The sequence below is a fragment of the Aquirufa sp. TARAVU-A1A genome (assembly GCF_054558675.1).
Genome location: NZ_JBPXKP010000005.1, coordinates 23,113 through 48,928, shown reverse-complemented (window position 1 = coordinate 48,928; position 25,816 = coordinate 23,113). Strand labels below are relative to the sequence as shown.

General features: G+C 42.3%; 28 protein-coding genes. 7 read left to right on the top strand and 21 right to left on the bottom strand.

Features of this window, described 5'->3' with window-relative positions; genetic code table 11:
• Window positions 1–6 precede the first annotated feature (6 nt).
• Both V7S75_RS08180 and V7S75_RS08175 read right to left on the bottom strand, forming a co-directional pair.
• Window positions 7–1,101: a BT_3928 family protein gene (locus V7S75_RS08180; RefSeq protein ID WP_459512975.1), complete on the bottom strand. Its 1,095-nt coding sequence runs from the start codon at window positions 1,099–1,101 to the stop codon at window positions 7–9.
• Window positions 1,102–1,106: 5 nt separating this feature from the next.
• On the bottom strand, window positions 1,107–1,691 hold the full coding sequence (locus tag V7S75_RS08175; RefSeq protein WP_459512974.1) for a DUF1599 domain-containing protein: 585 nt from the start codon (window positions 1,689–1,691) through the stop codon (window positions 1,107–1,109).
• A 61-nt stretch (window positions 1,692–1,752) separates the two neighbouring features.
• Between V7S75_RS08175 and folP the strand changes: the two genes are divergently transcribed.
• Window positions 1,753–2,622 (top strand): dihydropteroate synthase, encoded by an 870-nt coding sequence (gene folP / locus V7S75_RS08170; protein WP_459512972.1) that lies wholly within the window; start codon window positions 1,753–1,755, stop codon window positions 2,620–2,622.
• Entirely contained in the window at window positions 2,600–3,418 is an 819-nt protein-coding gene (locus V7S75_RS08165; RefSeq protein ID WP_459512971.1) for an aminotransferase class IV, read from the top strand. The genes folP and V7S75_RS08165 overlap by 23 nt, the downstream gene beginning before the upstream one ends.
• 123 nt (window positions 3,419–3,541) lie before the next feature.
• On the opposite strand, the gene mog is transcribed toward V7S75_RS08165, so the two are convergent.
• Genes mog through aroQ form a run of 8 tightly spaced genes read right to left on the bottom strand, consistent with a single transcriptional unit; the run spans window position 3,542 to window position 9,191 of the window.
• Window positions 3,542–4,063, bottom strand: a complete 522-nt coding sequence (gene mog / locus V7S75_RS08160; RefSeq protein WP_459512969.1) for a molybdopterin adenylyltransferase — start codon at window positions 4,061–4,063, stop codon at window positions 3,542–3,544.
• Complete coding sequence (locus V7S75_RS08155; protein WP_459512967.1) at window positions 4,060–4,833, bottom strand: tRNA threonylcarbamoyladenosine dehydratase; 774 nt, start codon at window positions 4,831–4,833, stop codon at window positions 4,060–4,062. The genes mog and V7S75_RS08155 overlap by 4 nt, the downstream gene beginning before the upstream one ends.
• Entirely contained in the window at window positions 4,833–5,786 is a 954-nt protein-coding gene (locus tag V7S75_RS08150) for a glycosyltransferase family 2 protein (RefSeq protein WP_459512966.1), read from the bottom strand. The genes V7S75_RS08155 and V7S75_RS08150 overlap by 1 nt, the downstream gene beginning before the upstream one ends.
• Window positions 5,787–5,830: 44 nt before the next feature.
• Window positions 5,831–6,538, bottom strand: a complete 708-nt coding sequence (locus V7S75_RS08145) for a tRNA1(Val) (adenine(37)-N6)-methyltransferase (RefSeq protein WP_459512965.1) — start codon at window positions 6,536–6,538, stop codon at window positions 5,831–5,833.
• Entirely contained in the window at window positions 6,525–7,151 is a 627-nt protein-coding gene (locus V7S75_RS08140) for a ribonuclease H1 domain-containing protein (protein ID WP_459512963.1), read from the bottom strand. The genes V7S75_RS08145 and V7S75_RS08140 overlap by 14 nt, the downstream gene beginning before the upstream one ends.
• Window positions 7,151–7,723, bottom strand: a complete 573-nt coding sequence (locus tag V7S75_RS08135) for a MarC family protein (RefSeq protein WP_459512962.1) — start codon at window positions 7,721–7,723, stop codon at window positions 7,151–7,153. The genes V7S75_RS08140 and V7S75_RS08135 overlap by 1 nt, the downstream gene beginning before the upstream one ends.
• Window positions 7,713–8,762, bottom strand: coding sequence for an aminotransferase class V-fold PLP-dependent enzyme (locus V7S75_RS08130; RefSeq protein ID WP_459512960.1), 1,050 nt, complete (start codon window positions 8,760–8,762; stop codon window positions 7,713–7,715). Before V7S75_RS08130 ends, V7S75_RS08135 begins: the two co-directional genes overlap by 11 nt.
• Before the next feature lie 3 nt (window positions 8,763–8,765).
• On the bottom strand, window positions 8,766–9,191 hold the full coding sequence (aroQ, locus tag V7S75_RS08125; protein ID WP_459512958.1) for a type II 3-dehydroquinate dehydratase: 426 nt from the start codon (window positions 9,189–9,191) through the stop codon (window positions 8,766–8,768).
• Window positions 9,192–9,257: 66 nt separating this feature from the next.
• On the opposite strand from aroQ, the gene xerD reads away from it, so the two are divergent.
• Window positions 9,258–10,172: a site-specific tyrosine recombinase XerD gene (xerD, locus tag V7S75_RS08120; RefSeq protein ID WP_459513244.1), complete on the top strand. Its 915-nt coding sequence runs from the start codon at window positions 9,258–9,260 to the stop codon at window positions 10,170–10,172.
• Here xerD and V7S75_RS08115 read toward each other — a convergent pair.
• Genes V7S75_RS08115 through V7S75_RS08100 form a run of 4 tightly spaced genes read right to left on the bottom strand, consistent with a single transcriptional unit; the run spans window position 10,169 to window position 12,906 of the window.
• Window positions 10,169–10,573 (bottom strand): hypothetical protein, encoded by a 405-nt coding sequence (locus V7S75_RS08115; RefSeq protein WP_459512956.1) that lies wholly within the window; start codon window positions 10,571–10,573, stop codon window positions 10,169–10,171. The genes xerD and V7S75_RS08115 overlap by 4 nt on opposite strands.
• Window positions 10,570–11,784: an alanine dehydrogenase gene (locus tag V7S75_RS08110; RefSeq protein ID WP_459512955.1), complete on the bottom strand. Its 1,215-nt coding sequence runs from the start codon at window positions 11,782–11,784 to the stop codon at window positions 10,570–10,572. Before V7S75_RS08110 ends, V7S75_RS08115 begins: the two co-directional genes overlap by 4 nt.
• 1 nt (window position 11,785) lies before the next feature.
• Entirely contained in the window at window positions 11,786–12,208 is a 423-nt protein-coding gene (gene tsaE, locus V7S75_RS08105; protein WP_459512953.1) for a tRNA (adenosine(37)-N6)-threonylcarbamoyltransferase complex ATPase subunit type 1 TsaE, read from the bottom strand.
• Entirely contained in the window at window positions 12,205–12,906 is a 702-nt protein-coding gene (locus V7S75_RS08100; RefSeq protein ID WP_459512951.1) for an SDR family oxidoreductase, read from the bottom strand. The genes tsaE and V7S75_RS08100 overlap by 4 nt, the downstream gene beginning before the upstream one ends.
• 37 nt (window positions 12,907–12,943) lie before the next feature.
• Here V7S75_RS08100 and V7S75_RS08095 point away from each other — a divergent pair, with 37 nt between their 5' ends.
• The gene (locus tag V7S75_RS08095) at window positions 12,944–13,675 is read left to right on the top strand and encodes an MlaE family ABC transporter permease (protein WP_459512949.1); all 732 of its coding nucleotides are present in this window, start codon (window positions 12,944–12,946) and stop codon (window positions 13,673–13,675) included.
• On the opposite strand, the gene V7S75_RS08090 is transcribed toward V7S75_RS08095, so the two are convergent.
• The 3 genes from V7S75_RS08090 to V7S75_RS08080 are packed head-to-tail and all read right to left on the bottom strand — an operon-like array spanning window position 13,672 to window position 16,270.
• The gene (locus V7S75_RS08090) at window positions 13,672–14,526 is read right to left on the bottom strand and encodes a transglutaminase family protein (protein WP_459512947.1); all 855 of its coding nucleotides are present in this window, start codon (window positions 14,524–14,526) and stop codon (window positions 13,672–13,674) included. The genes V7S75_RS08095 and V7S75_RS08090 overlap by 4 nt on opposite strands.
• Complete coding sequence (locus V7S75_RS08085; protein ID WP_459512946.1) at window positions 14,523–15,251, bottom strand: peptidase; 729 nt, start codon at window positions 15,249–15,251, stop codon at window positions 14,523–14,525. The genes V7S75_RS08090 and V7S75_RS08085 overlap by 4 nt, the downstream gene beginning before the upstream one ends.
• Before the next feature lie 56 nt (window positions 15,252–15,307).
• Window positions 15,308–16,270 carry an alpha-E domain-containing protein gene (locus V7S75_RS08080; RefSeq protein WP_459512944.1) on the bottom strand — a complete coding sequence of 321 codons (963 nt, stop codon included), beginning with the start codon at window positions 16,268–16,270 and terminating at the stop codon, window positions 15,308–15,310.
• 191 nt (window positions 16,271–16,461) lie between these two features.
• Here V7S75_RS08080 and V7S75_RS08075 point away from each other — a divergent pair, with 191 nt between their 5' ends.
• The 3 genes from V7S75_RS08075 (at window position 16,462) to V7S75_RS08065 (ending at window position 20,621) form a co-directional block, all read left to right on the top strand.
• On the top strand, window positions 16,462–17,496 hold the full coding sequence (locus V7S75_RS08075) for a quinone-dependent dihydroorotate dehydrogenase (protein ID WP_459512942.1): 1,035 nt from the start codon (window positions 16,462–16,464) through the stop codon (window positions 17,494–17,496).
• 63 nt (window positions 17,497–17,559) lie between these two features.
• Window positions 17,560–20,019, top strand: a complete 2,460-nt coding sequence (locus V7S75_RS08070) for an FtsK/SpoIIIE family DNA translocase (protein WP_459512940.1) — start codon at window positions 17,560–17,562, stop codon at window positions 20,017–20,019.
• Complete coding sequence (locus tag V7S75_RS08065) at window positions 20,019–20,621, top strand: LolA family protein (protein ID WP_459512938.1); 603 nt, start codon at window positions 20,019–20,021, stop codon at window positions 20,619–20,621. The genes V7S75_RS08070 and V7S75_RS08065 overlap by 1 nt, the downstream gene beginning before the upstream one ends.
• Before the next feature lie 71 nt (window positions 20,622–20,692).
• On the opposite strand, the gene purQ is transcribed toward V7S75_RS08065, so the two are convergent.
• The 4 genes from purQ to V7S75_RS08045 all read right to left on the bottom strand — a co-directional run bounded on the left by purQ (window position 20,693) and on the right by V7S75_RS08045 (window position 25,792).
• The gene (purQ, locus tag V7S75_RS08060; protein WP_459512936.1) at window positions 20,693–21,379 is read right to left on the bottom strand and encodes a phosphoribosylformylglycinamidine synthase I; all 687 of its coding nucleotides are present in this window, start codon (window positions 21,377–21,379) and stop codon (window positions 20,693–20,695) included.
• 46 nt (window positions 21,380–21,425) lie between these two features.
• On the bottom strand, window positions 21,426–23,012 hold the full coding sequence (locus V7S75_RS08055; RefSeq protein ID WP_459512935.1) for a M1 family metallopeptidase: 1,587 nt from the start codon (window positions 23,010–23,012) through the stop codon (window positions 21,426–21,428).
• Window positions 23,013–23,091: 79 nt separating this feature from the next.
• Complete coding sequence (gene ahcY / locus V7S75_RS08050; RefSeq protein ID WP_459512933.1) at window positions 23,092–24,408, bottom strand: adenosylhomocysteinase; 1,317 nt, start codon at window positions 24,406–24,408, stop codon at window positions 23,092–23,094.
• Between the two features lie 91 nt (window positions 24,409–24,499).
• Complete coding sequence (locus tag V7S75_RS08045; protein ID WP_459512932.1) at window positions 24,500–25,792, bottom strand: UDP-N-acetylmuramoyl-tripeptide--D-alanyl-D-alanine ligase; 1,293 nt, start codon at window positions 25,790–25,792, stop codon at window positions 24,500–24,502.
• Window positions 25,793–25,816 lie beyond the last annotated feature (24 nt).

Genomic DNA, 25,816 nt, shown 5'->3' with positions numbered 1-25,816 from the left:
TTGCACTTATTGTTTTAAACGTTGTTGAATTTCATCCGCATCGGGTAGGTAATAGGCCGACCATTTCCCTTTGACGGTTCCTTGGCTAATAAGCCAAAGTCCAGGACTTGAGCGGATGATGGTTTTTAATACTTTGGTGTCCGCCGATAAGGCAGGAAATGCCAATTGGTACTCATGACGCAAGGCATTCACATCCTCATCGGAAGATGCACTGACTAACCACATGGGAACCTTAATTGTTTTTGCTAATTGGCTGATACTTTCAAATGCGGCTAAACGCGTATGGAGGACATTGGGTACGATGACCAACAAATGATCCCCCTGGAATATCATTTGTGTATAATCCGTCGTGTCACCGTCAATCCATAAACGGTAGTCGGTGATTAAAGGTCGTGCTTCTTTTTCGTTGATTGCCTGCATGGAAATGAACTCGGCTTTCGGATCCGTAGGCATTTCCGTTAATTCGACCTCTTTGCCATTGATTTTGTAGACATAGCTGAATTTTAATTCTTCACGATTCTTCATGTTCGTAGGAATATGTTGGCCCACGGCATAAGGCAATCCATCTTGAATCGGGAGGAAGAAATAGCAATAGGTTCCCAGTCCAACACTGATCAAAGCGGATACAATTACCCATTTTCCTGTCGGTTGGCTTTGCTGGATTTTGTCTGTCAAGAATAAGCTTAAGGTCAAAACAAGTAAGAAAATGTCTTTGCCAAAGGATGTCCAAGGTGTCAATTTAATCGCCTCCCCGAAGCAACCACAGTCGGTAACTTTATTGAAATAGGCCGAATAAAACGTCAAAAAGCTGAAGAAAATGAGGATACCTACAAAGAAGTAAAGTGTCTTTTTGGTTTTGTAGTTAAATGCCAATGCGATAGCTAAAACAATTTCAGCGCTACTTAATCCGATGGAAAATAGTAGGGCTTGCGGGATGAGTAATTTCCAGAAACCAGCCATCCAAGGAAAATCCACGGAGAAAACTTCGAAGTATTCTTCGAGTTTCAATTGTGTACCGATAGGATCGTTGAGTTTGATGAGACCTGAGAATAAAAATATCCCGACCAATACAAACGTGGCTATGTTGCGGTATTGCTTCATCCGATTTATTGCTGTTGAGCCATTTGCATTTGCTTTTCTTCTTTGAATTTAATCAAACAGAAGACAGCATAATTAAGCATATCTTGGTAGTTGGCCTCCACACCCTCCGAAACCAATGTTACCCCTTGATTATTTTCGATTTGTTTGGTGCGGAAAATTTTCATGAGAATAAGGTCAGTCATGCTGCTGATGCGCATATCACGCCAAGCCTCACCGTAATCGTGGTTTTTGTTGCGCAATAATTCAAGTGTCGTTTCAACTTGTTGGTCGTAAAAAGCACTTAATTCTTCGGGAGTAAACTCCATTTGATCGGATGATTCAAGTGATTTTTGAATCAAGGCGATGATGCAATAATTAATGATTCCGATGAATTCGCCTTCGATACCATCTTCGATGCGTTGCGCTCCTTTCTCTTGAATACTGCGGATGCGTTGGGCTTTAATGAAGATTTGGTCAGTCAAACTAGGCAATCGTAAAATTCTCCAAGAGGTACCGTAATCTTTGTTTTTTTTATCAAACAAGGCTTTGCAGTATGAAATTACTTGGCGATATTCGATTTCAGTTTGTGAAGGCGCGGAGTCCTTGATCATACGGGTCAGTATTTTAATTATAGCCTACAAAAATATTTAAATTATCCTAAATTTCGTTGATTTGAACGCTCTTTTTCCATCAATTCAAACAATTCGCGTACAGGGTCGAATCATAAGCCTCGATAAGCCACTTATCATGGGTATTTTGAATACAACACCTGATTCTTTTTATGCGGGTAGTCGGGCCTTGGATGCTTCTGTTTGCTTGGAAAGAGTTGCGGGTATGGTCGCGTTGGGAGCCGAAATTATCGATATTGGGGGACATTCTACGCGTCCCGGAGCTGACCCCGTTTCCGTGGAAGAAGAAATTGAACGTGTTGTCCCTGTGATCACATTGTTGCGTCAGCATTTTCCCTCGCTGGTGATTTCGATTGATACTTATCGATTGTCGGTGGCGCAAGCCGCGATAGCAGCAGGAGCTGATATTTTCAATGACATTGGTGCAGGCCAAATGGATACGGGTATCTTTGAATGGGTCGCTCAAAATCAAGTCCCTTACATTTTGTCGCATAGTCGGGGTGCCTTTGATCAGGTACATGAAATACCTAATTACCAAAATGTCGTTTCGGATGTTTGGTCTGATTTGGCTCAAAAACTCCAACAATTACGCGCATTGGGTGCGAAAGATGTGATCGTTGATCCCGGTTTGGGCTTTTCGAAATCCATCGAGCATAATTTTACTTTATTGGCTCATTTGTCAAGCTTCAAAACCTTAGGAGCTCCCATTTTAATTGGAGTTTCACGTAAGTCGATGATTTATAAAACACTGGGCATTACAGCTGCGGAATCCTTGAATGGAACGGCGGTGTTGCATACGATTGCGCTCCAACAAGGAGCGAATATTTTACGCGTGCATGATGTAGCGGAGGCACGTGAGGTTATCACATTAGTAGCAAAATTACAAGCAAATGGATTACCCGATTTGGTTTAATGGGGCTTGGAAGCCGGCGAATGAAGTGCATGTTTCCGTCAAGGATATTGGTTTCTTACGGGGTTATGGCATTTTTGATTTTTTTCGAATCATGGATGGGAAACCCGTTTTTTTAGCGGATCATTTGGCGCGCTTTGAACGATCTGCGGCCAAAATGGGTTTGAATTTGCCATATTCAACCGAGGCTTTATCTGCTTGTATTCATGAATTAGCTGCGATGTCAAAGGATGCCTGTTTGGGTGTTAAAATGGTGTTGACCGGTGGTGATAGTTTGAATGGCTATACCCCAGCTGAGCAATCAAACCTATGGATTTTGCCTGGGGTATTTCAGTTTACGGATCCTGAAAAAGGCATGCGTTTATTGAGTAAGGAATTTGTCCGTGAGATGGCCGATATTAAGTCGCTAAATTATGCGTTTGGAATCCGGCATATTCTTGAGATGAAGCAGGCTGGTGCGGATGATTTACTTTATTTTACTTCCCAACATGGTGTTTCTGAATCGACAAGAAGTAATTTGTTTTATGTTAAAAATGGGGCGATTTACACGCCCGATGCGCATATTTTGGAAGGAATTACCCGGATGAAGGTGTTGGAAATCGCACGGAAACATTATCCAGTTTTCGTGCAGCGTTGTAGTTTGGAGGATTTTATGCAGGCCGACGAGGTATTTACAACCGGAAGTACGAAACGGGTGGTGCCTATCTTAGCGATTGATGGACAAATAATTGGTTCGGGGGAGAGAGGTTCGGTGGCGAAGCGGTTGTATGAGGAGTTGGTGAAATTAGAGGTGTTGTAGAGACGCGATACCTCGCGTCTATTTAATTTAAGACGCGATGTATCGCGTCTCTACAAAATATGCCAACGACTAACGTCCAATGTCTAACGTCTAATAGACGCGAAGTATCGCGTCTCTACAAACTTAACTCCCCTTCGGCCTAAATGCCTTCATATTCGCCTCATTGCATTCCAAGAATGGTCCTCCGATTAAATCAATGCAATAGGGGATAGCAGGAAAAACAGCCTCTAAGCATTGGCGAATGGCCTTTGGTTTTCCAGGTAAATTTAAGATCAAGGTTTGATTGCGAATACCTGCGGTTTGTCGGCTTAAGATCGCCGTAGGAACATATTGCAAACTTACAGATCGCATTAACTCACCGAAACCAGGCATCATCTTTTGGCATACCGCTTCGGTTGCTTCGGGTGTTACATCGCGCAATGCAGGTCCGGTGCCGCCCGTGGTTACTAAAAGACAAACTTCTTCACTCATTTCGGTCATTTTGGCCTCCAACAAAGCTTGCTCGTCGGGGATTACGGCATACACCACCTCGAAAGGTGAGGTCAAATATTCATGCAATAATTCTACGACTGCCTTGCCGGGAATATCTTCGTAGATACCTGCGCTGGCACGGTCCGACACATTGATGACGCCAATTTTGATCATTTCTTATAGGCTTTTAGACGTTTTTCCATGGGAATCGGTTCATCCAATAAATCGCGAATCACAATAGACGCAACTGCTCCACCAAAAGCGGCAGGTAAATAGGAAATAGTCCCGTAGGCTGATTTTTTGAAGTTGGAACCATCCGTTAATATCAAAGACTCATCCTTCACTTTCTCCAGCGAAAAAACCGCTTTGATTCCTTTGCCTACATTCATTTTACGAATGCGTTTGCGCACCAAGGATGCCAAATAACATTCCCGCGTGTCCATCAAATCCGCCGTACGAATCTTGGTTGGGTCTAATTTTCCTCCGGCACCCATCGAACTCGCAATGCGATAGCCTAAATCATAAGCCGTTTTTAGCAAGGTTATCTTTGGCGTGACCGAATCAATACAGTCCATCACATAATCAAAGCGGGTTTGTTCCAATAATTCTTTGGCAGCCTCTGGACTCAAAAAGCTTTCAATACTCGTCAGTTTCAAGGCTGGATTGATTGCCATCAAGCGTTCCGCCATAATTTGGGCTTTCGATACGCCATGGTTTGTAGCCAATGCGGGTAATTGCCGGTTTCGATTGGTTGGATCCACAACGTCACCATCTACGATGGTCATAGTTCCAACGCCTGAACGGGCAATAAATTCTGCGGCGAATGAGCCTACGCCACCGAGGCCAACAATTAATACGTGTGCGTTTTGTAATTTTTGGATTCCTTCTGCGCCGATGAGTAGTTCGGAGCGAGAAAGCCAACTAAGGTCATTATCTTGTAACATTAGGCAATTTCTTCCTTGATTTGGTATTGTGTAGTTTTATCGGAATTCGTGATAAGTAGTTCTCCTAGGAAACCTGCGACGAATAATTGAACACCCAAAATGATGGCAACTAATGCCAAAAAGAATAATGGGTTTTCTGTGACGTTTCTGAACTTAAGATTATTCGCGATGTTATAAAGTTTTACCCCAATTAACCACAAAGTAATCAGTGAGCCAGAAAAGAAGGATAAAATCCCTAAACTACCGAAAAGGTGCATGGGTCTTTTGCCAAAAGTCTGCACAAAAGTGATGGATAATAAATCCAAGAAACCATATAGAAAGCGTTCCAAACCAAATTTGGTAACCCCATATTTACGCGCTTGGTGCTGAACTACCTTTTCGCCAATTTTCGTAAAACCATTCCATTTAGCCTGCACCGGAATGTAGCGGTGCATTTCGCCGTATAATTTGATGGTTTTGACAACCTCTAATTTGTATGCCTTTAAGCCACAATTGAAATCATGTAGGGAAACGCCCGACAAAGCGCGCGTCGCGGCATTATATAGTTTTGTTGGGATAGTCTTGGAAATCGGATCGAAACGCTTTTGTTTCCAGCCCGAAACGAGGTCAAATCCTTCCTCGGTAATCATGTGATACAATCCTGGAATTTCATCAGGAGAATCCTGTAAATCCGCATCCATGGTAATGACAACTTGCCCGCTGGCTTTTTGGAACCCTTCATGCAAAGCAGCTGATTTGCCGTAATTACGCGCAAATGAAATGCCTTTAACGGTTGGATATTGTTTCGCCAACTCTTGTAAAACTTGCCAAGAATTATCCTTGCTTCCGTCATTAATATAAATCATTTCATAGGAGAATTGATTTTTCTGCATGACCTGATCAATCCACGAACATAATTCGGGAAGGGATTCAGCTTCGTTATACAAGGGTACTACAATGGATATTTGCAACATAGGTGGGCATCAAACAAACAAAAATACAAATTTCAATGGATAAATTAGTCGAAAATCAGATAGTAGGGTCTTAATAAGTTAATGAATGCCGGTGAATAGGTATCATCGTTATTCTTTATGCAAAGTATCTCCTTTGCTAATTGTCCCTCATGAAACGAACCTTGAGCCATCAAACGTAATGTTTCGTGCGTGGCTTGATGTTTGACCTCACAGATTTGATTCAGGTAAAGTCCACGTTTATTTGCCGCCTCTTCGAATTGCTTCATGCCTACTGGTGGGTAGAGCACGGTGAATTTTCCTTCGGGACTTAAGGTGCGCTGAATGCCTTTGGCCAATTCCTCCGGACTAAGCGTATCACTGTGCATCGCTTGATTCTTAGATGCATCCGAGTTTTTCAAGTGATTGATGAAAAATGGTGGATTGCAGATGATGAAATCATGTTGGCCATCATATTCAGCAAGTCCTTTTGATTGAATTTGGATATTACTTTTCGATAATGAAAGCATATTTTCATTGGCCAATTTGGCTACATCTGCCTGGATTTCAATGCCGGTAAATTGTGCTTGGGGGTGAGCTTGGGCCAACATGCCTATGAGTAGTCCGCAGCCCGTTCCGATGTCGAGTATGTTTTGTTGGGGAAATTGTGCCGACCACGCTCCGAACAAACAGGCTTCTGTTGTTATTTTCAAGCCTGGCTTTCCGTGTGCGAGAGCAAATTGTTTGAACTGAAAAATAGATCTATTTTCGGCCATAATCTGCCGGATTTTCACCCCAATCTTCTGTTTCCCACTTCAAGATTTTGGTAGTATAGCTGTTGGTCTTCAACCATTCAATCGCTCGATCGACCAAAATAAACAGATCCTCCGTTTTCGCATTGCGTTCCAAATTCGTTTTAATCGCTTTGTTTCGAACCCAGGCAATGGCCGTTCGGGAATCAGAGTACAGCGGAAAAGGACAATCCAATTTTTTGAGGTAGGAGAGCCCGTGAACAATCGCAAGAAATTCACCTAAATTGACCGTCCCTACTGGAAAGGGGCCTCGTTTAAAAAGAACTTCTTTGGTTGCTGTGTTGACACCTTGGTATTCTAAGATGCCGGGATTGCCGGCGCATGCCGCGTCGACTGATATGCTCGGAACGATGTAATTGCCTGCAGCTCCCGAAGGCTTCAATGTTTTTGTCGCTTTGGGATTGATACTCGCCCAATAGTTTTTCTTTGATGCCGCTTCCGCTTCTTGTCTTGTTTCGAAAGATTTATATTGAGCATTGGGAAAGCCTTTGATATGCTTCTCAGTTTCCGACCAAGAGTCGAAAATCCCTTTTTTATGCCCCTCCCAGATTACATAGTATTTCTGTTTTTTGGCCATTATCCTAAACGCGTTTTGAAGATTTTAATCGCGATGGCAATCAAGATTACCCCAAAAACTTTGCGTAAAACCTGCGTTCCAGCATTTCCGAGTCTGTTTTCAATCCAGACGCTGGAGCGTAAAACGATGTAAATGAAGATGAGGTTAATCAAAATACTGATCATGATATTCTCCTCCTCAAATTGTGATTTCAAGGAAATTAAGGTGGTCATCGTACCTGCGCCAGCGATAATCGGAAAGGCCAAAGGCACAATGCTATGCGCGGATCCTTCTTGCACTTCTTCCGATTTGAAAATGTTACGCCCGAGCGTCATTTCTAAACCAATCAAAAAGATAATCAGCGCTCCTGCCATGGCAAATGAGTTCGTATCCACGCCAAAAAAGCGCAAGATTAGTTTCCCCGCAAAGAAAAAACCAATCATGATTAATCCTGATACCATCGTGGCTTGTTCTGCATGGATATTGCCATTCTTTTTTCGCAAATCGATGATGATGGGAATTGAGCCTAAAATATCAATGACCGAGAATAAAATCAGGGATGATGATAAGATTTCTTTGAAATTAAAGTTCATGTGTTAGTACTTGAATGAGTGTTTGAATGTCGTTTTCGGTATGGCTAGGGAAGTTGGCAATCCGCACCGTATTCGCTTGCCAATCGCCGTATCCTTTACCTAATTCAATGCCTGCTGCTAAGCAAGTTTGTTGGATTAATTGAATTTGTTCTGGATCTCCTTGTAAAGCTAAAACTGTCGGAAGGCGTAATTCGGGATTTTCGATTAAGCATTGAAGTCCCCAAGCCGTATGGGTATGCCAAAACTCTTCCCAGATTTCCATCTTTTTCCTCGTTTGCGCATCGATTACGCTTAAATTAGGTAGTAGATGTGTTAATCGGTTAAGCACGTATATGCTCAATACATTAGGTGTATAATGGGTCTGAAACCGCTTACGATTTTCCTCCATTAATAAGATGTCATTATAATGCGACTTGCGTCCCAATTTCTCTGCATGAGCTAAAGCTTTGGGTGAACAAATCATGATCCCTAAGCCGGCTGGAATACCTATGCATTTTTGTACCGAGGCCAACCATACATCGGCTTCTTTCCAAGGCAATTCGATGCCCCCCATGGAGGAGGTCGCATCAATGGCAATTAGGCATTCGCCATAAAGTGAGCGTGAAATTGTTTGGCCTGTACCATTGGAAGTTTCACTTTGGACTAGGCAAATTGTATCGATTTCGGCTAATGATGGAAGTTCGACAGAAGATAAACTAGCTTGAGCATCTAAGGCAATCGCTTGTGCCTGTGGGTAAATTTGTTGGGTATAATGCGCCCATTTTTTTCCAAAAGCGCCATTGTAAAGATGCAGGGATTGCTTTTCAATCAAGGATTGGGCTACAATTTCCCAGGCTTCTGTGGCGGAAGAAACAAAATAGATGGTATAGTCGGAGGGAATATTCCATTTCGCATGCAATACCTCCAAGGTGTCTTTTAGTAATGCTTCAAACCGCGCACTTCGGTGGTTAATGCTGACAATACCCTGGTCAAAGGCTTCTTGGATGAATTCCAAGGCCTCCGGATGAACCTTAGAAGGACCGGGGTAAAATGAAAGCATAGACTATTGGAAAGAATTTAATGCTAATTCATAGCCGCGTAAGCCGAAGCCCACGATGATTCCTTTGCAATTTGGACTCAAATAACTGTGTCCACGGAATGCCTCCCGTGCATGTACATTCGAAATGTGAACTTCGATAACAGGTGTTTTGATTGCAGCAACCGCATCCCCTAAGGCAATGGAAGTGTGCGTATAGCCTCCTGCGTTAAAGATAATGCCATCGTAAATGAAGCCAACTTCATGAAGTTTATTAATCAGGGCTCCTTCTTCGTTGGATTGAAAATATGCGATGTCCAAACTGTCTTTGAATTTTTCTGTCAAAATTTCAAGAAACTGTTCAAAGGTCTGATGTCCATAAATTTCAGGCTCTCGCGTGCCAAGTAAATTCAAATTGGGACCATTCAGGATTAATATCTTTTTATGTACCATGGTTCAATGCCTGTGCTATATTTCAAATTTAGCCTAAATTTACAGGAATCTAGCAATATTGCATTCATGTGGTCGACGGAAATCCAAGCATTTGGTAATTATTTGAAGATTGAGCGGGGCCTTTCTGCACATTCTTTGGACGGTTACGTGCGTGATGTGTTGAAATTTGCAACTTTTATGGCTGATTCTCCACATCATGATTTGAGTCCGTTGGAGATTGAGGAAAATCACATTCTTGATTTTTTCAAGGTGCTACATGATCTTGGGATTGAGGCGAGCAGCCAAGCGCGCTGTTTATCTGGTCTTCGAAGTTTTTTTCAATATTTATGCCTCGAGAATCCTGATTTTCGGGATCCAAGTGTTCACATCAAATCCCCTCAAAAGGGTCGACATCTTCCAGATACGCTTTCTTTTGATGAAATTGAGCTCATATTGGAATCGAATGATATGTCAAATTCGCAAGGCATTCGCAATCGGGCGATGTTGGAATTTCTGTATGGTGCGGGTTTGCGTGTTTCCGAATTAGTCAACTTGAAAATTAGCGATATCTATGCGGATTTGGGTTTAATCAAGGTGCGCGGAAAAGGTGATAAAGAGCGTTTAGTTCCGGCTGGTCGGGATGCGTTTTATTATTTGAAACTGTATCAAGAGGAGGTTAGAGCTCACATGGATGTGAAGAAAGAAGCTCAAAATATCGTCTTTTTGAATCGGAGAGGGGCGGCGCTCAGTCGGGTGATGGTCTTTATCATCTGCAAGGAACTAGCCGCAAAGGCAGGTATCGAGAAAACGATTAGTCCGCATACCTTCCGACATTCCTTTGCCACACATCTCATCGAAGGTGGGGCAGATTTACGGGTTGTTCAAGAGATGCTTGGGCATGAATCCATTTTGACTACGGAAATTTATACCCATTTAGATCGGGCCTATTTAAGTCAAATGGTGCATGATTTTCATCCTTTGAACCGACGCTCTGCGAACTAAATCTCGTCCGGGAAAGGAATAAAGACGAAGTTGGTGAATTGCCCATCCACCACAAATAAACAGGCGTATTCTTCGATATCCTTGAAATTCTGCACAAACAATTCCATATTTTCCTCTGCGATTAATTTGCGTTGCACAAATTCTTCCATCATGGAGGCATGGTAATTCCACTTGTTGCCGTTCAATTCTCCTACGCCGATTAGCATTTGGCCAATTTCAATAGGTCGCTGTGAACAAACAAAGATTGGAAATTCAGAAAAGCCCCGTTTTTTGATTTGGTAGGCTGCCTCTTTCAATGTGTCAGCTACCAATACGAAGTCACTGGAAATAAGTCCTAAATATTTTCCATTCAAATCCGGGGAATTAGGGGCATTGGATAGGGCGGTGTAATCTTCAATCATCGTGCTAATAATAAGAGTTGAATGTCCTTTAAGGGTTTTTTATACAGTTTTGCGATGCTTGCTAAGGTAACGTGACCTTTGTAACAGAAAGTTCCTTTCATGAAGGATTTCCCTTGCCAAAGCATTTCTTCCACACCACCCGTTTTGCCTGCTTTCAATACAAAGGAGGTCAATAGATTACTGATGGCAATACTGGCGGTATGAGAAACCAGTGATGGGATATTGGGTACGCAATAATGGCTCACGCCAAATTTTTTAAACACGGGTTTGCCTAAACTTGTGATTTCGGATGTCTCGAAACAGCCTCCTTGATCAATGCAAACATCGATAATCAACGTTCCTGGTTTTAGTTTGCTCACCATTTCTTCCGTCACCACACAAGGTGTTACGCCCGAATCCGAACGCAAAGCTCCCACGATGACCGTTGCATCTTGTAAAGCGTGAGGTAAATTTTCGGAATCAATAACCTGGGTAACGAGTGGGAATCCCAAAGTGTGTTTTAAGCGTTGTAATTTGTAAATGTCTTTGTCGAATACTTGCATCTGTATCCCAGCATGCCAAGCTGCTCGTGCCACTTGCTCCACCACATGTCCCGATCCTAGTAAAACCAATTTACAAGGAGGAACGCCCGTGACATTGCCCATCAACAAGCCAGGTCCTTTGTGATTGCTCAGAATGCCACTCGCAATCGGAAGCACAAGCTGGCCAGCAATTTCAGCCATGATTTTAACAAAAGGATAGCCTCCTGCATTATCTTCTGCATATTCCAGCCCGATAGCGATCAATTGTTTCCGATTGATTTCGTCAAGTAATTCACCCGATAATTGATTTTTTGATGCGCATGAAACAAAAGATTGTCCCGGCATCATGCGTCCCACTTCTTCCAATGTAGGTGCATTGATTTTCAAGATTAATCCTCCCTGCCAAACTTGTTGTAAATCTTCAGTGACAATTGCTCCAGCTAAAAGATAGTCGGCATCTGAAAATCCGGCTCGTTCTCCTGCACCTTTTTCAAGGATCACTTCATGACCATTGGCAACCAGCAATTGAACGGCTTGGGGTGTTAAGCCAATCCGATTTTCATAGGTTGATGTTTCTTTGGGAAGCGCGATTTGAATGCTTTTGGCATTTTGTTTGGTCCAACTCATCGCCTCCATGGGCATGATGCCCTGTTGGGATAATAACTCGTGAAAAGGATTTGTCATACGCATCTTACCAAGATAGGGTTAATTTTCGTTGGGTTTCATTGATTGCCTCAATTTCCACATAGACATGCGGAAAATCCCAAAGTTCTTCTGCTTGTTCTGGCCATTCAATCAAACAAATATGTCCAGAATCTAAATATTCCTCTATTCCAATGGCCAAGGCTTCTTGGATGTTTTTTAGTCGGTATAAATCAAAGTGGTATACCGTCTCACCAGAGTTCGTTTGGTATTCGTTGACCAAAGAAAAAGTCGGGCTTTGTACGTTTTGATCGATACCTAATTGCTTGAGTAATTCCTTGGAAAGCGTCGTTTTTCCTGCACCCATTTGGCCACGAAATAGCCAAACCCGCGGGGCTTCCTGCAGGGAGGCCAACATTTCTTTGGCAACGACCGGTAAATCAGCTAAGGTATAGGATTCCCAATTTCTCATAAATCAATATCTCCTAATTGTGGGCGAATTAAGATTTCTTCCAAAACCGTGGATGGGCTCATTTGATATGCCGACCAAATTGTCTGTGCCACATCATCTGCCGGAATGAAACGCGATGCAGGTAGTTCGACGCCATCCCAAGAAGGGGTCAATGTTGCCCCTGGAAGTATCGCTGTTACTTTAATGCCTTGGTTTTTTAATTCCTCGCGCAATACTTTGGTAAAGCCTAATAAGGCGAATTTACTGATGCAGTATGATCCTCCGAGCGTATAAGCCGTAATGGAAGCTGTCGAACAAATGCTGAAAATATGTCCAGCTTGTTTCGCTTGAATCGTAGGCAAAAGAGCGCGTGTCATATGATAGGCGCTGTATAAATTCGTCTCGATGGTTTTCTCAAGAATGTCTTCCGCCTCGTTTTGGATCTGGCCCGGCATGAAAACGCCAGTATTGTTGACAAGCACATCAATTTGATTAGTTTGCTTTAAAATCCAATTGGCAAAATCAATTACTTGATTTTTTTGACTCAAATCTGCCGCAAAGGTATGTAAACGATCCGTCCCTAATTCTGCTTTCAAGGCGTCTAATTTTGCATGGTTTCGGGAGCAAGTGTACACGGTAAATTGTTCAGCTAAAAACTTTTTTACGAGTGCTTTACCAATTCCTTGGCTTCCTCCACTTATAACTACGGATTTGTTCATTATCTTTGAGACTTAGCGCGTTCTTAAATTCAAACGCATGTCAAAATTAGGTAAATATTTAATCTTCCTGAGTAAGCTTTTTACAAATCCTGAGAAATTTCGGGTGTATTGGGCTTTAACGATGCAAGAATGCAAGGATATCGGGATCAATTCGATGTTGATTGTAACGATTGTGTCTTCTTTCTTAGGAGCTGTGACATGTGTTCAAACGGCGGCGAACATGGAGAATCCTTTCGTTCCTAAGTATATCATTAGCTTAATTGTTCGTGATTCGACGATTTTGGAATTAGGTCCTACGATTACCTGTGTCGTTTTAGCGGGTAAAATTGGGTCAAATATTGCAGGCCAATTAGGAACCATGCGCATTACGGAACAAATTGATGCTTTAGAAGTAATGGGGATCAATTCACCATCTTATTTAGTGCTTCCCAAAATGATTGCGGCGATGGTTACTTTTCCGATGCTTGTGACCATGGCTTGTTTTTTAGGAATTTACGGTGGCTATTTGGCAGGATGGTTGACAGGTTCTGTAACCCAACAATCTTATATCTACGGTTTGCAGTTCGACTTTAAACCTAATTACGTATTGTTTGCTTTAATCAAATCGGTTGTATTTGGTTTTTTAGTTGCTTCCATTGCGGCCTTTCAGGGCTTTTATACCAAAGGTGGAGCCTATGAAGTAGGGAAGGCTAGTACCGCTGCTGTGACGAATGCTTGTATTGCAATTCTGATTGCTGATTATCTATTGGCCCAATTATTAGTTGGCTAGATTCGCTCAATAAATACTTCTGTTGTCAACGTTGAAATGGCCGCGCCACGATAGGTGCCAAACACCGGTGTGATCTCTTCGGGTAAGCAAGATGCAGCCAAAGGAATGTGATTTCCCGATACGACCTCATGTTGGGTTGGGTCATAACCTCGCCAGCCGCCACCCGGCAAATATACTTCTACCCAAGCATGTAAGTGATGAGTTTGATTGGGCACATCAACAGGCGCCGCCCCTGTGTAATAACCGGAAACAAATCGCGTAGCAAGTCCCATCGTTCTGCAGAGTGCAGAGAAAAGTACCGCATAATCCCGACAAGATCCTTTCCGATTTAATAGCGTGAATTCAGGTGTATTGGGGGCGCCTTCTTCACGAATTTCGTAGGCGAAATTTTTGTAGATGAATTCGTTTATCAGCATTAAAAATGCAGATGTTTCATATTGCACCTGCGAGGCGAGTTGGCGTGCTGTTTGTTCAACAACGGATGTAACTCCTTCCAATCCTAAATAGGGACTTAGCGTTTTTAAATAGGAATCCGAATATCGCATTGGGAGTCGTTTGCTTTCGAAAGGGAAATAAACGAAATCGAAGGGATTAAATTCAGTTGTTTCCACTAGGGCCTGCATTTGTATATGCAGGAAATTTGTCGGCGCCTTGAAAAATAAGATATTTTGTATGTTCCCTTCCGGGTCCAAATTCTTTGAAATCTGTACCGGTTGCGGATCGATTTGTAAGTCAAACGACTGAACGCTTAATAATGAGCTTTTTCTGGGATGTAAATACAAGACATGCGGATCCAAAGTGACGGGTTCGCTGTATTGATATTGAAGGCTATGGTGTATTTTAGCGATCATCGGCTCGGTAAAGTAAGCAAGCTCTTCATCCAATGTTCGTCGATGGTCTCGAGGGAATTACGCAAGGCCAAATTCCATTCGTCGGAAATCTTTTGCATGTCCTCTTTATGTAATCGAATTTCTTTGGCTTTGAAACTATTCTTTTCGTAAACCACGACATCTATTGGGTAATCAACATCATTCGTACTCACTTGAGTCGCATCAAAGGATAAGAAGCCCATTTTAAGTGCATCTTTTAAGGGAGTCTCAAAACTGAGGTTACGATTTAACAGGGGCTTTCCATAATTGGAATTGCCTATGATTTGGTACTTCAAGCCATCATTGATTTCAATCCAATTGCCTTCGGGGAAAATAAGAAACAATTTATGTTCGTTGTCTTTAGGCATTTGCCCGCCCACAATAGCGTGAAGGTTGAAATTGTAGCCTTCTTTTTCTAAAGCTTCTCGGTCTTCTTGAGCGACCTTTTTAAGCATTTGGCCAAAAGCCGTCGCTGCCTGAAACATATAATCATAGCTCGATTCTTCTTCCTCAATTTTCTGATTGAAATAGGTGACTGCTTTGTCGCGCACAGAACGCAAACCCGCCGTCATGATGAATAAACTATGCTTATTAATTTCGTGTATCGATATTTTCTTGTTGGAATACATTTCATTTCCCGCCGTAATACGGGTGTCCGCAATCGCAATAAGACCTTCTTTAACGGTGATTCCTAAACAGTATGTCATAAATGATGGGTGGCAAATGGGAGCGCAATATTACAAATTAAAATTGAGAAGCCGGGTTAGCTGACCGGCTTCAAATCGAAATAGGTGTTGAAAATAGTTTGACCGATTTCGTTGTTTTTGCTTTGGAAATTGTCCAAAAATTGATGCAATCCGGTATTCAGAATGTCATCGATTTCCGTGAATTGCACTTCGGAAAGCAATTTGGATACTTTTTTCTCGGCCGGGTTTGAATAGCCATGATCCGAAGATGTTCCCGAAATAGCATAGAGTGAGGCTTCGGCTTCCTGTAAACAATGTACGACAGAACGCGGAAAGCTTTTGTCAAGGATCAAAAACTCCACAATGTTCTTGGGATTGATGACCTTGTATTGTTGGCGGAACATGTTGTAGGCCGAGTTGGATTTCAGTACCGCCGACCACAATAATAGGTCCAAAGGAGAACCAATCGCGTCAATATCGGGGAGTAGTGTAAAATACTTCACATCCAAGAAACGCGTGGTTTTGTCAGCGCGCTCCAGTAATTTCCCCAATTGGCCAAAATGCCAGCCTTCTCCTCGTGTAATGGTGGAGTCTACGATGCCGTAGAACAATTGACTGCCTGATTTGATTTCCTCCAAAAAGCCTTGATACCGAGAAATTTCCCATTCTTTACTACCTTCGACCCGATCTTTAACCTTCCAATAGATTTGGTTAACGTATTCCCACATTTCCCTGGAGATGCTCTCACGGATGGTCCGTGCATTTTCGCGGGCGCTATAAAGGCAAGATAATATCGAGTTGGGATTGCTTTCATCGAATGTCATGAAATAGAGGACATTTTCTCGATTAGCAGCGGGGTAATGTTCAAAGAAATTGTAATGATCGGCCGTGGCGACAATGAGCGGTTCCCATTGTTCCGGGACATTGGGAGGGAGATCCAATGCAAGGTTGAAATTTACTGAAATGAATCGCGCGTAATTGTCGGCGCGTTCAATGTACCGATTCATCCAATAGATGGAATTTGCTACTCGACTTAACATAGGCTGTATAATTTTTAAATGCTTGATTACCCGGTAAGGTATTTTTAAAATTAGCCTTTTTTTCGAGTTGGCCGCATGCTTGTGCGCGTTATTTTAAAAAGTCTTTCGAAACTTCAGATTATCCTTGAATTATTCCCATAATCTTGAGGGCATTTTGTATTTTTGTTACTTAGCTTTTTGAATTCCCTTTTATGTTTTATCAGTACCTTATCAAGCCATTCTTTTTTCTGTTTGATCCAGAGCGCGCGCATTATTTGCTTGCGGATATCATCAAGTTTTCGATGAAGATTCCAGGTGTTCCAGCATTGTTCCGACTCATTTATGGATATGAACATCCGAGCTTGGCGCGAACGGTTTTTGGTATACGATTTCCTAATCCAGTCGGATTAGCTGCGGGTTTTGATAAGAATGCACTTTTAATCGATGAATTTTCACATTTGGGATTTGGCTTTATCGAAGTAGGTACCGTTACTCCAAAGGCGCAAGCGGGAAATGATAAACCGCGTTTGTTTCGTTTACCTGCTGATGGAGGGATAATTAATCGGATGGGGTTCAACAATGAAGGCTTGGATGCAATGAAAAAGCGTCTGCAAGCGCGTAAGTCTCAAGTAATCATTGGAGGAAATTTGGGTAAAAATAAAGTTACGCCAAACGAGGAGGCAGATGAAGATTATTGCAAAGGATTTGAGGCCTTATATGACGTGGTAGATTATTTTGTGGTCAATGTTAGTTCGCCCAATACGCCTAATTTGCGTGCATTGCAGGAGAAGGAGCCACTTCAAAATTTGCTGATGCACCTTCAAACCTTGAATGCTGCCAAGCCCAAGCAAAAGCCTATTTTGCTTAAAATAGCACCCGATTTGACGAATGAGCAATTGGATGATGTGATTGAAATTGTTTTATCAACGAAGATTGCCGGATTGATTGCGACGAATACGACCTTGTCACGCGAAGGATTGCAATCGGAAGAATCATTGAAATCGCAATCCGGCGGCTTAAGTGGTAAGCCGGTTCGTGCGCGCTCGACGGAGGTAATTGCTTATATCCATCAAAAATCGAACGGACAAATTCCGATTATTGGGGTAGGAGGGATTCATTCTGCTTCTGATGCAATTGACAAATTGCGTGCAGGAGCGAGTTTGGTTCAAATTTATACGGGATTCATTTATGAAGGTCCGGGTTTGATTAAGGAAATCAATCAAGGAATCGTTCAGGCGGGCCTGTAAAAATGATTTTGTAAATCGAATCAAAAAGTCGAAATTTATATGTTAAATATGATTGTTTCTTAGATGGCCAAGAAGATAGTAAATCCTACGAGTACCCTTCAAATTAATTTTGATTCTGAAAACAGGAAGCCCAAAACTCCCGCAGAGATTGCATATCGCGTTCGATTGATTTTCGGATGTTTTTTGTTTCTAGTGGGTATTTTATTGCTTTTTGCTTTTGTGTCAAGTTTCTTCGTAGGAGTTGCCGACCAGAGCGAAGTTTCGGAAGGGGCCTTGGATGTGATTGCCGGTTCTGATATCCCAGTGAAAAACTGGGCTGGGTTATTGGGTGCCAAAATTGCACATTTCTTCTTGTTCAGAACCTTTGGCTGGTCATCTCTTTTATTGATTCCTTTGTTCTTTTTGTCGGCCATTAAATTGATTTTCAAACGCGAAGTATACCCCTTGGATCGCTTAACCTGGCAACTGATTTTCTACATCATTTGGGGAAGTTTAATCGCTGGTTTTTTTGTTTATCAATTGGATTTGCCGCATTCGATTGGCGGAGGTGTGGGTTATTTTGTCAGTGAGAAATTGATTCAATTGATTGGATACTTGGCCATTTTTGCGCTTGGATTTGCGGGTTTGGTGTTTTTGATTTTGTTCTACCAATGGAATCCTTCTAAGCCTAAAGTCCAAACAGCAGCTTCTGGTGGCGCATTGCCTGTGGATGAGTTTGCTGAGGAAGAGGCCTTGTTTGATGATTACGATGATTCTCCTGTTCATGTGGATAATGAGGATTTAGAGACTTACCGACCGCTTGTTCCGCCGGTTAAGGTAGATGACGTGGAGGATGTATTGCCAGCAGATTTGCCGATTGTCGAAGAGCAAATTGCGGAAGCAGCTTTGGAAGAAGTGGATGAAACGCCATTTACATTCAAGGTGGCTGATGAAGATGATGCGGCTGTTGAAGTTGAGGAAACACAACCGACTACCACTGTTCAGGCGAATGACTTAGTTGCCCAGTTTGGTTTATATGACCCTACAGCGGACTTGCCTAAGTATGTCTACCCGACGCTTGATTTGTTGAAGGAATACGATCAGAAGAACCAGACGACACAGGTGACGATGGACGAGCTGAAGGAAAACAAGGAGAAGATTGTGGAGACCTTGTTGAACTATGGCATTGGAATTCAGAAGATTGAAGCGACCATTGGGCCAACGGTTACGTTGTATGAAATTGTGCCAAAAGCGGGTGTTCGGGTAAGTAAAATTACATCTTTGGAAGACGATTTATCACTTTCTTTGGCCGCCATGGGTGTTCGTATTATTGGGCAAATGCCAGGTAAAGGTACGATTGGTATCGAGGTAGCGAATAAGAACCGGGAAATGGTTCCGGTACGTGCCGTGATTGGTTCGGAGAAATTCCAAAAGTCAACTTATGATTTGCCGATTACCTTGGGTAAGACGATTTCGAACGAAATTTTTGTTGCCGATCTAGCCAAAATGCCTCACTTATTGATGGCTGGTGCTACGGGACAAGGTAAGTCGGTGGGATTGAATATGTTATTGACTTCCTTGATTTACAAAAAACACCCTTCAACCTTGAAGTTCGTATTGGTGGATCCGAAGAAAGTTGAGCTGTCCTTGTTTAATAAGTTGGAGCGCCATTTCTTAGCCTGTTTGCCAGATTCTGCGGAGGCGATAATTACAGATACCAAAAAGGTTGTCGCGACTTTGAATTCCCTTTGTAAGGAGATGGATATGCGTTACGATAAACTGAAAGAAGCGGGATGTCGTAATATTAAGGAATACAATACGAAATTTATTAATCGCCGATTGAATCCGAATGAGCATGATTTCATGCCGTATATCGTTTTGGTGATTGACGAATTAGCCGACTTAATGTTAACAGCCGGTAAGGAAGTGGAGCACCCGATTGCCCGTTTAGCGCAGTTGGCCCGTGCCATCGGTATTCACTTGGTTGTTGCGACGCAACGTCCTTCCGTGAACGTTATTACGGGTACGATTAAGGCCAATTTCCCTGCACGTTTATCGTTCAAGGTTATGTCGAAAATTGACTCTCGTACGATTTTGGATGCCGGCGGTGCTGATCAATTGGTAGGTATGGGAGACATGCTATTATCGATGGGATCTGAGGTAATTCGTTTGCAATGTGCGTTTGTCGATACGCCAGAGGTTGAGGAGATTTGTGACTTTATTGGGAACCAACAAGGATATTCGTCGGCCTATTTATTGCCAGAACCGGATGCGGATGAAATGGGTGGTCAGGACCGTGGTGATGTGGATTTGGGCGATCGGGATTCGTTTTTTGATGAGGCGGCACGTTTGGTTGTGATGCATCAGCAGGGAAGTACGTCCTTGATTCAGCGTAAATTGAAATTAGGTTATAACCGTGCAGGTCGATTGATAGACCAATTGGAGGCAGCGGGCATCGTAGGTTCATTTGGAGGATCTAAAGCCCGGGAGGTATTAGTTAAATCCGAAATAGAGTTAGAAGAAATTTTGAAAAATTTAAAGTAATGAAAAAGATATTAGCGTTTGTGTTGTTATCATTGCCCGTTTGGGGACAAGCGAATAAGGCCATTAGTTTAATTGATGGCATGCAAAAGAAATATAAAAGCATGGGGTCGTTTTCAGCAAATTTCAGCTATCAAACCGATGGTGGAAATACGATGAATGGTTCGATTACCGTGAAGGGGACGAAGTTCCGTTTAAAGACGGCGGGGCAGGAGATTTTCAATAATGGGAAAGAGGTTGCGACGTATATCAAAGAAATCAATGAAGTGAATATTTCGGCCTTTGACCCCGCGGATGGCGACTTGAACCCGGCTAAGATTTACACCTTTGACAAAAAAGGCTATAAGTTTACCTTGGTAGGCGAAACAGGTGGTGTTGCGACTGTTGAGATGGTACCAGGTGGTAAAGCTGCTCAGGTGAAGCATATCAGCCTTAAGATTAACACATCGGACTTTACGGTGAAGTCTTGGACAATTGTTAATAAGACGGGTAAGAAACAGTTGTTTACCGTGACGAAATTGAATCCTAAAGCCGGTGCGGATGATGCGTTCTTTACGTTTAATAAGAAGGCGTTTCCGGGGGTAGAGGTGAATGATTTAAGATAAGGTTGTAGAGACGCGAAGTATCGCGTCTCTACAAGTAGGAAAAAAAAGCGCGAATTTCGCGCTTTTTGATTTTATGCCATTTGAAGGATTAATTGCTTCATGATTTCCAGTCCGTCTGTATTATTCAAATCGGGATCTGCCGCACGTTCTGGGTGTGGCATCAATCCGAATACATTGCGTCCTTCATTGCAAATTCCAGCGATGTTCAATAAGCTTCCATTTGGATTTGCTTCCTCTGTTACGTTTCCTTCAGCATCACAGTAGTAAAACAAGATCTGATCATTCGCTTGCAAAGATGCTAGGGTCGCTTGATCTGCAAAATAACGTCCTTCTGCGTGTGCAATTGGTATTTTGTAGGCTTTGTTTCTATCTAACTCTTGCGTCAATAAAGCATTGTTTGTTGCAGCCTTCAAGTAGATATTCTTTGAAATGAATTTTTGGGAATTGTTACGTAATAAAACGCCTGGCAATAAATGTGCCTCAACCAATACCTGAAATCCGTTACAGATACCCATCAAATAGCCACCATTCTTAGCGAATTCAATGACGTGTTCCATGATAGGTGAAAAGCGTGCAATGGCACCTGAACGCAAGTAATCTCCGTAAGAGAAACCACCCGGAACGATAATGAAATCACAGCCTTGTAAATCAGTATCCTTGTGCCACAATTTTACGGCCTCGTGGCCTAAGCTTTGAATTACGCCAACGGTGTCATCATCACAATTGGAACCCGGAAATACGATTACGCCAAATTTCATTTCTTTTCTGTCTTAATTTTGTGTAAAAATACGGGATTTCAGCGATTTATTTTAGCAATTCTTTATCAAATAAATAGCTTTCTTCATCCAATTCCGGAGCATGGTCTAATTGAATTTCTTGCCATGCCGAATTTGGTTTGATTTTCTCGCCTGATTTAAGTGTGAGTGGAAAGCTGATGGCATCACTCAGGTTACTCCAGCGATAGCGCATTGTCCATGAATTGCCCGTTTGTAAGATGCTATATTGCAAATTGGGATTCTTCACTTGATACAAGTAATTCAACATCAAATCCTTGATGGGCTTGTTCAAGTGCTTGCTCCAATATTCAATAACTTCTTGCGTATTCGTGTTCTTGTGGTAAAATGCCAAACAAAATTCGCGCATGGTTTTAAACCAAAGTGCATCATCTTGAATGATATTTCGCAAGGTATGGAACATCCAAGTACCCTTGAAATACATGTCGGAATCCGGGTGCTGGTAGTTGACCTGATAAGGGCCCGCAATCGGGAATGCATATCGAATGTTTCTTTTTTGGCCATTCAAGTATTCTAGTGCTCTCGCCTTGCCAAATTTCTCCTCCACATAAATGGCTTCAGCATAAGTTCCTAATGCTTCATGGATCCATAAATCTGCATGATCGGAACAAGAGATCGAATTGCCAAACCATTCATGTGCCGACTCATGTACAATGATAAAATCGAATCCGAATTTATTGTTTTTGTAGTGGTTACCATAGGCCACGGCACTTTGGTGTTCCATGCCCCAGTAATCCGTTTCAACTAAGGCATATCCATCCCGTGGGAAAGGGTAGGGCCCAAAATATTTCTCAAAAATGCGCAACATTTCTTCACTTTGCTCGAAGTGTTTTTTAGCAATTGCCTCATTTTCTTTGAGAACATAATAGTCTAAATCTAAGTTCTTGCCATTCAATTGCTTCATCGTTTTGGACCAATGCGCATAGTCGGCCATGTTGATGCTAACATTGTATAGATTGATGGGATAGCTGACTCTCCAATGATATTCGTCGGTGGATGCCTTGCTGATTTTTTCTACCAAATTTCCGTTGGAAACAGAAACCAGTCCTTTCGGGCCTTCGATGTGGATGTCCATGGATGCGGGTTCGTCGGAAGGATGATCCTTGCAGGGCCACCAAACCGATGCCCCTAATCCCTCACAGGATACGGTTACCCAAGGATTTCCTTTGGGATCTTTTGTCCAGGAAAATCCGCCATCCCAGGGTGGTTTTACGGCCGGTCGGGGATTTCCGTGGTACTTCACCCAAACCGTTTGAACTTGTTTGGCGGGAATCATATGATTCGCTTGGATGAAAATAGCATTGCCATCCCGACGGAAGTTTACTTTTTTATTGGCCCAACGAATTTCGTCTACGATTAAGTTTGCAAATAGATCCAATTGAATCTCTTTGGTTTGTTGGGTCGTGATAAAACGAATACTATTCGTTCCCGCAATGCTTTTTTCGGCTGGATTCACAGCCACATGTAGGTCATAATGCAATGCGTCGAAACAGGCTCTTGCCGGGCTTAATGTTCCGCGAAGACTATCCGCATGGCTGAATTTTTGTGCAAATAAACCGAAGGGGATCAGGAGAATGAAGAGTAATTTCTGGGTCATTGGAATGAAATATGAATTTAAAGATATAAAAAAAGCTGCACCTTGAAAGTGCAGCTTTTGATATACATTCAGAAAAATACTAGTAACGGTAATGCTCCGGCTTGAATGGACCCGCTTGAGGTACGCCGATGTATTCTGCTTGTTCTTTTTCTAATTTCTCCAACTTCGCTCCGATGTGTGCTAAGTGCAAGAATGCTACTTTCTCATCCAAGTGTTTTGGTAAGATGTAAACTTTGTTCTCGTAATTTTTAGAATTAGCCCATAATTCCAATTGAGCTAATGTTTGGTTACAGAATGAGTTCGACATCACGAAAGATGGGTGACCCATGGCACAACCTAAATTTACCAAACGACCTTCTGCCAAAACGATCACGTTTTTGCCGTCGATGGTGTACATGTCGACCTGTGGTTTGATTTGGTCTTTGGTAGAACCATAATTGTTGTTCAACCACTCCATGTCGATCTCATTGTCAAAGTGACCGATGTTACAAACAATTGCTTTGTCTTTCATCGCTTTGAAGTGACGATCACGGATAATTTTTACGTTACCTGTAGCTGTTACAAAGATGTTCGCGCGTGTTGCAGCTTCATCCATTGGAACAACTTCATAACCATCCATTGCCGCTTGAAGTGCACAGATTGGGTCGATTTCTGTTACCAAAACACGGCAACCAGCTCCACGTAATGAATCAGCAGAACCTTTTCCTACGTCACCATAACCTGCTACCACAGCAACTTTACCTGCTAGCATCAAGTCCGTTGCACGACGAATCGCATCAACCAATGACTCTTTACAGCCGTATTTATTATCAAATTTAGACTTTGTTACCGAGTCGTTTACGTTGATCGCTGGCAAGAATAATGTGCCATTCTTCATACGTTCATATAAACGGTGAACACCTGTCGTTGTTTCTTCTGAAAGACCTTTGATGCCTTCGATTAACTCAGGATACTCATCAAAAACCATGTTGGTCAAATCACCACCATCATCCAAGATCATGTTCAAGGGTTGACGATCTTCTCCAAAGAATAAAGTTTGCTCGATACACCAGTTGAATTCCTCTTCGTTCATGCCTTTCCAAGCATAAACAGGGATACCTGCCGCCGCGATTGCTGCTGCTGCGTGATCTTGCGTAGAGAAAATGTTACAAGAAGACCAAGTTACATCCGCTCCTAAAGCTGTTAATGTTTCGATTAAAACCGCTGTTTGAATCGTCATGTGCAAGCAACCCGCGATGCGAGCACCTTTCAATGGTTGCGCTGCTCCAAATTCCGCACGCAATGCCATTAAGCCCGGCATTTCAGCTTCTGCTAATTGAATCTCTTTGCGACCCCAGTCGGCCAATGCAATGTCTTTAACTTTGTAAGGTACGTAAGTGCCTGATTGTGATGCCATTGTGTATTGTTTTTTATTTCGTATTCTTAAGAAAGTGCAAATTTAGCCCTTTATTGTTGCGCAACAAAATTTTGTTTTGATAAACGATTGACTAAGATTCCAGGAAAGCTAAAACACTTTCGAGTTGGATCCCACGCGAACCTTTTACTAACAAAAAGCTATTCGTAATGGGATTATCTTGTAACCAATTGTGTAAGCCAAATTTGTCAGGGAAATAATAGGCTTGAGGCAAATGAATTAATGCATGTTGCATGTGATTACCTACAAGTAGTACCTTCGAAAATTGGAATCTAGCTATTAGTTTACCTAGAGAAGCGTGTTCACTTGCTGATAAATCACCCAATTCAAACATGTCGCCTAGGATGACAATTTTAGGGTTATTTTCCGTTTCGGCGAAATGACTTATGGCAGCCTCCATGGAAGATGGATTCGCATTGTATGCGTCCATTAAGACTTGGTTGGATCCAATTTTGATGAATTGCGATCGATGGTTCGTTGGCTGATAAGAACTAATCCCAATCCGACAAGCTTCATCACTGAGTCCGAAGTTTTTCCCAACGGCGATGGCCATTTGGATGTTTTCAAAATTATATATTCCCGGGAGATGCGATTTTACAATACTTCCATCTGCACAAGAAAAAGTAATCGTTGGTTTCGCTTCAATAAGTGTTGTGGGCATTTCTGCATTTGCTACAATGCAATTGGCGATGCCGCGCTCCTCGCTCATTTGGTGCACGACATTTTTGTCTTTCGGTAAAAAGACCGTTCCGCCATGTTGGGCAACATAATCAAATAATTCCCCTTTTCCTTTGCGGACACCCGCCTCCCCGCCAAAGCCTTCTAAATGTGCCTTGCCGATATTGGTGATTAAACTATGTGTCGGCTGAGCGATTTCAACCAATTCTTTGATGTCACCTTGCTTATTTGCACCCATTTCGATCACTGCAACTTCATGCGAGGATTTGATCTGTAAGATAGATAGTGGCACGCCGATGTGGTTGTTTAAATTCCCAGCAGTGGCATAGCAATGGTATTTTTGAGATAAGACTGAAAATAATAATTCCTTCGTCGTTGTTTTACCGTTTGATCCGGTCAATCCAATGATAGGTATGTTCAGCGTATTACGATAATCCCGTGCTAAATCTTGGAGGGCTTTCAGGCCGTCATCCACGAGTAAGGTCTTATCGCCTATTTCGAAGTTCATGTCATCGATGACAGCAGCTATGGCTCCTTTTTCTAAAGCTTCTTTCGCTAAGGCATTGGCATTGAAATTAGGACCTTTCAAAGCGAAAAATAGATTTCCTGCTTGAATCTTACGCGTATCCGTGCAGACTCCCGTCGAGGATAGAAAAAAATCTAAAAGAGCTGAATTTAAAATCTTCATGTTAATTTTAGTGAGCCTTTGTTT

What these genes read in the sequence shown, in the direction of transcription:
- V7S75_RS08180 (WP_459512975.1), bottom strand. Translation starts at nt 1,101, where the DNA reads ATGAAGCAATACCGCAACATAGCCACGTTTGTATTGGTCGGGATATTT.
- V7S75_RS08175 (WP_459512974.1), bottom strand. Translation starts at nt 1,691, where the DNA reads ATGATCAAGGACTCCGCGCCTTCACAAACTGAAATCGAATATCGCCAA.
- V7S75_RS08165 (WP_459512971.1), top strand. Translation starts at nt 2,600, where the DNA reads ATGGATTACCCGATTTGGTTTAATGGGGCTTGGAAGCCGGCGAATGAA.
- mog (WP_459512969.1), bottom strand. Translation starts at nt 4,063, where the DNA reads ATGATCAAAATTGGCGTCATCAATGTGTCGGACCGTGCCAGCGCAGGT.
- V7S75_RS08155 (WP_459512967.1), bottom strand. Translation starts at nt 4,833, where the DNA reads ATGTTACAAGATAATGACCTTAGTTGGCTTTCTCGCTCCGAACTACTC.
- V7S75_RS08150 (WP_459512966.1), bottom strand. Translation starts at nt 5,786, where the DNA reads ATGTTGCAAATATCCATTGTAGTACCCTTGTATAACGAAGCTGAATCC.
- V7S75_RS08145 (WP_459512965.1), bottom strand. Translation starts at nt 6,538, where the DNA reads ATGGCCGAAAATAGATCTATTTTTCAGTTCAAACAATTTGCTCTCGCA.
- V7S75_RS08140 (WP_459512963.1), bottom strand. Translation starts at nt 7,151, where the DNA reads ATGGCCAAAAAACAGAAATACTATGTAATCTGGGAGGGGCATAAAAAA.
- V7S75_RS08135 (WP_459512962.1), bottom strand. Translation starts at nt 7,723, where the DNA reads ATGAACTTTAATTTCAAAGAAATCTTATCATCATCCCTGATTTTATTC.
- V7S75_RS08130 (WP_459512960.1), bottom strand. Translation starts at nt 8,762, where the DNA reads ATGCTTTCATTTTACCCCGGTCCTTCTAAGGTTCATCCGGAGGCCTTG.
- aroQ (WP_459512958.1), bottom strand. Translation starts at nt 9,191, where the DNA reads ATGGTACATAAAAAGATATTAATCCTGAATGGTCCCAATTTGAATTTA.
- xerD (WP_459513244.1), top strand. Translation starts at nt 9,258, where the DNA reads ATGTGGTCGACGGAAATCCAAGCATTTGGTAATTATTTGAAGATTGAG.
- V7S75_RS08115 (WP_459512956.1), bottom strand. Translation starts at nt 10,573, where the DNA reads ATGATTGAAGATTACACCGCCCTATCCAATGCCCCTAATTCCCCGGAT.
- V7S75_RS08110 (WP_459512955.1), bottom strand. Translation starts at nt 11,784, where the DNA reads ATGCGTATGACAAATCCTTTTCACGAGTTATTATCCCAACAGGGCATC.
- tsaE (WP_459512953.1), bottom strand. Translation starts at nt 12,208, where the DNA reads ATGAGAAATTGGGAATCCTATACCTTAGCTGATTTACCGGTCGTTGCC.
- V7S75_RS08100 (WP_459512951.1), bottom strand. Translation starts at nt 12,906, where the DNA reads ATGAACAAATCCGTAGTTATAAGTGGAGGAAGCCAAGGAATTGGTAAA.
- V7S75_RS08095 (WP_459512949.1), top strand. Translation starts at nt 12,944, where the DNA reads ATGTCAAAATTAGGTAAATATTTAATCTTCCTGAGTAAGCTTTTTACA.
- V7S75_RS08090 (WP_459512947.1), bottom strand. Translation starts at nt 14,526, where the DNA reads ATGATCGCTAAAATACACCATAGCCTTCAATATCAATACAGCGAACCC.
- V7S75_RS08085 (WP_459512946.1), bottom strand. Translation starts at nt 15,251, where the DNA reads ATGACATACTGTTTAGGAATCACCGTTAAAGAAGGTCTTATTGCGATT.
- V7S75_RS08080 (WP_459512944.1), bottom strand. Translation starts at nt 16,270, where the DNA reads ATGTTAAGTCGAGTAGCAAATTCCATCTATTGGATGAATCGGTACATT.
- V7S75_RS08075 (WP_459512942.1), top strand. Translation starts at nt 16,462, where the DNA reads ATGTTTTATCAGTACCTTATCAAGCCATTCTTTTTTCTGTTTGATCCA.
- V7S75_RS08070 (WP_459512940.1), top strand. Translation starts at nt 17,560, where the DNA reads ATGGCCAAGAAGATAGTAAATCCTACGAGTACCCTTCAAATTAATTTT.
- V7S75_RS08065 (WP_459512938.1), top strand. Translation starts at nt 20,019, where the DNA reads ATGAAAAAGATATTAGCGTTTGTGTTGTTATCATTGCCCGTTTGGGGA.
- purQ (WP_459512936.1), bottom strand. Translation starts at nt 21,379, where the DNA reads ATGAAATTTGGCGTAATCGTATTTCCGGGTTCCAATTGTGATGATGAC.
- V7S75_RS08055 (WP_459512935.1), bottom strand. Translation starts at nt 23,012, where the DNA reads ATGACCCAGAAATTACTCTTCATTCTCCTGATCCCCTTCGGTTTATTT.
- ahcY (WP_459512933.1), bottom strand. Translation starts at nt 24,408, where the DNA reads ATGGCATCACAATCAGGCACTTACGTACCTTACAAAGTTAAAGACATT.
- V7S75_RS08045 (WP_459512932.1), bottom strand. Translation starts at nt 25,792, where the DNA reads ATGAAGATTTTAAATTCAGCTCTTTTAGATTTTTTTCTATCCTCGACG.